The sequence below is a fragment of the Micromonospora yasonensis genome (assembly GCF_026013475.1).
Lineage (GTDB): Bacteria > Actinomycetota > Actinomycetes > Mycobacteriales > Micromonosporaceae > Micromonospora > Micromonospora yasonensis.
In genome coordinates, this window is the sequence record NZ_JAPDPH010000333.1 from 1 (window position 1) to 5,524 (window position 5,524).

Sequence of the window (5,524 nt, forward strand, 5' to 3'; positions counted from 1 at the left end):
ACCCGGGTGCCGGTGCACGGCTTGTCGGCGGGCGCGGTGGTGCCGTTGACGTCGACGACGTAGTGCACGGTCGAGGACGCGTACAGCACCCGGGCGACGACGAACTGCTGCTCCAGCATGCAGTAGAGCTGCGCGCCGGTCAGGTCCAGGGTCACCAGGTTGTTGGCGAACGGCTGGACGGTGAACGCCTCGGCGTAGGTGACCGGGCCGGCGTCGAGGTCGGCGCGGACCCCACCGGGGTTCATGAACGCGGCGACCGCGTTCTGCTCGTTGTCGGTCGCGGCGAGCTGGGCGTCGGCGATCAGGTTGCCGAGCGGCGACTCACCGGTCTGGTACAGCGGCTTGCCGTTGACGTCGACCCCGGTCTGGTACAGGTTCTCCTGGGTCTTGCTGATCGCGGCAGTGGTCTTGCCGACCACCTTGTCGGCCACCGGGCCGAGGGCGGTCTTGTAGTGGTCGATCAGCGCGGTGCTGGCCGGGTCCTTCGGGACGTCCCGGGTGACCACGACGTTGTTCGCCTTGGCGCTGATCACGTCGCCGCTGCGCCGGTCGATCTTCAGGTCGATGTCGGTGACCAGGCGGCCGAAGGAGCTGGCGCTGGTGACCAGCTTGCCGTTGATGTTGCAGTTGTACGCGGCGTGGGTGTGTCCGCTGACGATCACGTCGATGGCCGGGTCCATCCGGTTGGCGATGTCGACGATCGGGCCGCTGAACCCGGTGCAGTCGTTGATGCCGCCGCCGTTCTGCACCCCACCCTCGTGCAGGAGCACGACGATGGACTGCACGCCCTGGGCCTGCAGGATGCGGGCGTACTTGTTGGCGGTGTCGGCCTCGTCGGCGAAGGACAGCCCGGCGACACCCTGCTGGCTGACGATGTTCGGGGTGCCCTCCAGGGTCATCCCGATGAAGCCGACCTTGATGCCGTCGATCTTCTTGATGCCGTACGGCGCCAGCAGCGGCTGGCCGGTGGCGGTCTTGAAGGCGTTCGCCGACAGGTACTGGAACTTGGCGCCCGCGAACGGGGTGCCGTCGGCGCAGCCGTCCACCGGGTGGCAGCCGCCGTTCTGCATCCGGAGCAGCTCGGTGGCGCCCTCGTCGAACTCGTGGTTGCCGACGCTGGTGAACTCGAGCCCGGCGAGGTTCATCTCCTCAATGGTCGGCTCGTCGTGGAAGGCCGCGCTGAGCAGCGGGGAGGCGCCGATCAGGTCACCCGCGGCGACCGTGACGGTGCGCTCCCGCTCCTCGTCGGTGGTGCCGCGCAGCTTGGCGAGCTGGGTGGCCAGGTATTCGACGCCGCCCGCGGCCTGACCGGCGATGTTGCCGCTCGATCCGGTCGGCGGCTCCAGGTTGCCGTGCAGGTCGTTGATGGCGAGCAGCTTGACGTCGACCGGCTTCGGGCCGGCCTCGGCCTGGACGGGGTTGACGGCGACCGCGGTGAACGCGGTCGTGGCGAGTGCGGCCAGGCCGACGGCGGCCCGACGCATCCCGGGGACGGACATGGAACTCCTCGTGAGATTCGGCGCGTGACGGCCCGGGCGATGATTCGCCCGGCGACCCTGATTCGTGCCGTGACAGGGATCCTCGCGGGGGCGGCTGTCGGGGGAACGCCGCCCCGCCGGGGGCAAGCTTCTCATCCACCGGGCGTTCGGTCGACCGGTGCGGCACCGCAGAATCGTGGATCTGGACGGCGACCTGTAGTGGTATGCCCGACGAGTCCGACATGACGGGCAGGTGAATTCCTTCACGGCCGCCCGTTGCCACAGGTCTGGACTAGAAAAGTAGCCATGACGTCGAACGGGATTACCTGGACGGTGGACACGGTGCGGTCCGCCGACGGCACCGCGATCGCGTACGAGGCCGCCGGCGAGGGGCCGCCGATCGTGCTGGTCGGCGGAGCCTTCAACGACCGGAGCACGGTCCGCCCGCTGGGCGCCGCGCTGGCATCCGACTTCAGCGTGTACGGCTACGACCGGCGGGGCCGGGGCGACAGCGGGGACACCGGGCCATACGCGGTGCAGCGGGAGATCGAGGACGTGGCGGCCCTCATCGAGCGGGCGGGCGGCCCGGCCTTCCTTTACGGCCTGTCGTCCGGGGCGATCCTGGCCGCGTACGCGGCGGCCGAGCGGCTGCCGGTGGCCGGCCTGGCGCTCTTCGAGCCACCGTTCCGGCCCGGCCCGCACGGGGTGCTCAACCCGGAACTCTCCGTACGGCTCACCGAACTGGTCGCTGCCGGCCGGCGCGGCGACGCGGTCGAACTGTTCCTCACCGACGCGGTCGGCGTGCCACCCGCGGGGGTCGCCGGCATGCGCGGCGCGCCGGTGTGGCCCTGGATGGAAGGGCTGGCGCACACCCTGGCGTACGACACCACGGTCACCGGCACCGGCGCCCTGCCCACCGGCCGGCTGGCCACGATCACCGCGCCGACCGTCGTGGTGGACAGCACGGGCAGCCCGGAGTGGCTGCGGGACGCGGCTGCGGCGACCGCCGGGGCGATTCCCGGCGCCGCCCGCCGCAGCCTGGCGGGTGGCTTCCACGAGGTGCCGCCGGAGACGCTGGCCCCCGCGCTGCGCGACGCCCTGCTCGGCTGAGGCCACCCGGGAACAGGTGTCGATCGAGGTGCCAGCGGAGTTGCGCAGGTACGCGGTGTCGCCGGTGTTGTTCCAGATGTACGCGCCGGAGCCCCAGTACCGGTGCGTCGAGGTGTTGGTGCCCTTCCCGGTGTGGATGTAGACGCTGGCGCCGGCGGCCAGGCGGAAGTCGCCGCTGAACTTGCGCATCCGAAAGTCGGTCGCGGGCCAACGACCCGGCGGGAGAGGGCCGCTGTCCGATATCGCCCCTCGCCCGAGGGCACGGCGGGCCGCGCCGCGAGGCCAGGCGGATCAACCCCGGACGGCCACGCCATCCGTCCGTATTGGATCGAAAGTGAAAATCTTTCTTGAGGTGGTCCTCGACATCACCGCGCAGCAGGGTCCGGGCAACCTGCTCGGCAACCTGCTCTGCGCGGTCGCCGGCCTGCTCGACCACACCGGCGGCGCCGGTGGCGCCCTGAACGGGCTGGTCGCCCTGCTCAACCGGATCCTCTCCGCGCTCTGACCAACCGGAGCCGAGGACGGAGGCCGTCGGGACCGGATCCCGGCGGCCTCCGGTCCATCCGGTCAGAACCAGCAGGTCCGCCCGGCGGCATGGCTCACCTGCACGGTGTGCGTGACGCAGCCGCCGTCGGCCACCTGGTGCAGCAGGAACGCGGTCGGCTCGGCGGCCATCCCGATCTCCGGATCGTCGGTCATGGTCAGGCTCACCTGCATCCAGGTGCTCGGCGCGGTGGTCAGCACCGTACCGGCGAAGTTGGCGGTCACCGGCCGGTGCAGGTGGCCGGCGGCGACGCGTACGACATGGGGGTGGCGGGCGATCACGGCGGCGAACGCGTCGGCGTCGGTGAGCCGGATGGCGTCCATGGCCGGGAGGCCGACCGCGACTGGCGGATGGTGCAGGCACACGACGGCGGGCGCCTCGGGACGGCCGGCGAGCACCCCGTCGAGCCAGCCGAGCTGTTCCTCGCCGAGCCGCCCGGCGGCGTCCCCGGGAGCGAGCGAGTCGAGCACCACGACCGTCACCGCCGGGTGGTCGACGTGGTAGTAGGCCGAGAAGCCCCCGCCCAGGTACGGGGTGCCGCCGAAGGCGTCGAGCAGCGACTCCCGGTCGTCGTGGTTGCCGGCGGCGAGGTGCACCGGCAGCGGGAACCGGCCGATGATCTCGCGGAGCGCGGCGTACTCGTCGGGACGGCCGTTGTCGACCAGGTCGCCACTGATCACCACGCAGTCGGGGCGGGGGCGCAGGGCCAGCACCCGGCCGAGCGCCCGGTGCAGCCCGGTGGCCTGCTCGGCCGCGAGCGGGCCGGTGGTGACGTGCGGGTCGCTGAGCTGGGCGATGAGCATCGACGTCTCCTCGGGACCGGGACCCTCACGCTATCGCCGGCCATCCCACCGCGCGGCCCGCCGTACCCACAGGCCGCGTCCACACCCTGTGGATAGCACATGTGTACGAAGGTCGACGGGTCGCCGGATGAGTACGCTCGATCACGCCCCACCCCCTCCCACCAGGAACGACGTGGATCACGAGCGAGTCGTCCGAGACGTCACGGTCCGCCTGCCGATGGCGTCGACCGCAGTGGAGGCGTGCCAGTGGACCGCCACCGCGCTCGCCCGGTACACCCCGGCGACCATCTCGGTCCTGCTCCAGATCCACGACCGGCTCCGCTGCGTGGCGGCCACCGGTTCCTGGCAGGTCTTCTCGACCGTGCCGCCGAAAACCGGCATCGTGGGCCGGGTCTACGCCTCCGGCGAGCCGGCCACCGTCGCCGACGTCACCGCCGACCCCGACTACCTCCCGGTACGCCCCGACGTCACCGCCGAGATCTGCGTACCGGTGCTGGACCCGGCCGGGCGGCCGCTCGGCGTGCTTGATCTGCAGTGGAGCGGCCCGGTCGAGCTGGCCCGCTGGCGCGAGATCGCGGAACGGCTCGCCGGCCGGCTGGGCGCCCGGATCGTGGCGCTCGGTGGCCCGCCGGCGGAGAGCCGCAGCGAGAAGCTGCTCCGGCACGCCGCCGCGATGACCGCCGCCCCCACCGACTGGGACCTGATGGCCGCCGCGATCGCCGCGGCCCGGGACGTCTCGGGGCTGTCCGCCGCCGTGCTGCTCCTCACCGGAGAGCGAGGGCCACGGCTCGGCGCGCCCACCGGCACCCCGGGCGAGTTGGAGATGCGGGTGCGGGCCGAGCTGGCCGAGGCCGAGCCGGCCGCACTGGGCCGCCTGATCGCCCGGGCGCACCGGAACGGCTCCGCGTACACCCTCGGCGAGGCGGGGCATCCGCCGACCGAGGACTACCTGCCGCTCGCCCGGGCCGGGGCGCGCACCCTGGTGGCGGTGCCGGTCGGGCCGCCCGAGGGCGGCGGATTGCTGCTGGTCGCCGACGAGCGGCTGCTGCGCCCCGACTCGACCACGGTCAACCTGATCGAGCTCCTGGCCGGCCAGGCATGGACCTGCCTCGACCGGCTGCGTACGCTCGCCCGCCTGCGCGAACAGGCCAGCTCGGACCCGCTCACCGGGCTGCGCCACACCGGGCCCTTCGGCCAGCGGATCGCGAACGCCACGCCGGGGCGTACCGCCCTGCTGGCGATCGACGTGGACGGCTTCAAGAACGTCAACGACACGTACGGCCACCAGGCCGGGGACCGGCTGCTGGTGGGGCTGGCCCGGGCGCTGGAGGGCGCGCTGCGGCAGGGCGACGAGCTGTACCGGACCGGGGGCGACGAGTTCGTCGCGGTGATCGAGGTGAACCGCCCGGAGGAGGCGGTCCGGATCGCCGAGCGGTTGACCGAGGCGGCTCGGCGTACCGGCCGAACCATCAGCGTCGGGGTCGCCCTGCCGCGCGCCGGAGAATCCCCCGAGCACACCCTGCGCCGCGCCGACCAGGCCCTCTACGCGGTCAAACGCCAGGGCCGCGACGGCGTCCACCTAGCCGCCG

The 5,524-nt window shown here is 72.6% G+C and carries 5 protein-coding genes and 1 pseudogene; 3 read left to right on the forward strand and 3 right to left on the reverse strand.

Annotated elements, in window-relative coordinates; genetic code table 11:
* On the reverse strand, positions 1-1,499 hold a 1,499-nt coding region (locus ONA70_RS34310), incomplete at its 3' end, for a bifunctional metallophosphatase/5'-nucleotidase (RefSeq protein WP_265010647.1).
* Positions 1,500-1,784: 285 nt separating this feature from the next.
* On the opposite strand from ONA70_RS34310, the gene ONA70_RS34315 reads away from it, so the two are divergent.
* A complete protein-coding gene (locus ONA70_RS34315) occupies positions 1,785-2,588 on the forward strand; it encodes an alpha/beta fold hydrolase (protein WP_265010648.1) in 804 nt (267 codons plus the stop codon).
* A 66-nt stretch (positions 2,589-2,654) separates the two neighbouring features.
* Here ONA70_RS34315 and ONA70_RS34320 read toward each other — a convergent pair.
* Positions 2,655-2,777, reverse strand: a pseudogene (locus ONA70_RS34320) (lamin tail domain-containing protein); the annotation flags it as partial.
* A gap of 145 nt (positions 2,778-2,922) precedes the next feature.
* On the opposite strand from ONA70_RS34320, the gene ONA70_RS34325 reads away from it, so the two are divergent.
* Entirely contained in the window at positions 2,923-3,093 is a 171-nt protein-coding gene (locus ONA70_RS34325) for a hypothetical protein (protein ID WP_265010644.1), read from the forward strand.
* 62 nt (positions 3,094-3,155) lie between these two features.
* Here the strand turns inward: ONA70_RS34325 and ONA70_RS34330 are convergent, their stop codons facing one another.
* Entirely contained in the window at positions 3,156-3,935 is a 780-nt protein-coding gene (locus ONA70_RS34330; protein WP_265010645.1) for a phosphodiesterase, read from the reverse strand.
* Between the two features lie 127 nt (positions 3,936-4,062).
* Between ONA70_RS34330 and ONA70_RS34335 the strand changes: the two genes are divergently transcribed.
* The coding region (locus tag ONA70_RS34335) for a GGDEF domain-containing protein (protein WP_406601298.1) at positions 4,063-5,524 on the forward strand (1,462 nt) is incomplete at its 3' end.

Coding starts and splice junctions, on each gene's coding strand:
- ONA70_RS34330 (WP_265010645.1), bottom strand. CDS start 3,935: ATGCTCATCGCCCAGCTCAGCGACCCGCACGTCACCACCGGCCCGCTC.
- ONA70_RS34315 (WP_265010648.1), top strand. CDS start 1,785: ATGACGTCGAACGGGATTACCTGGACGGTGGACACGGTGCGGTCCGCC.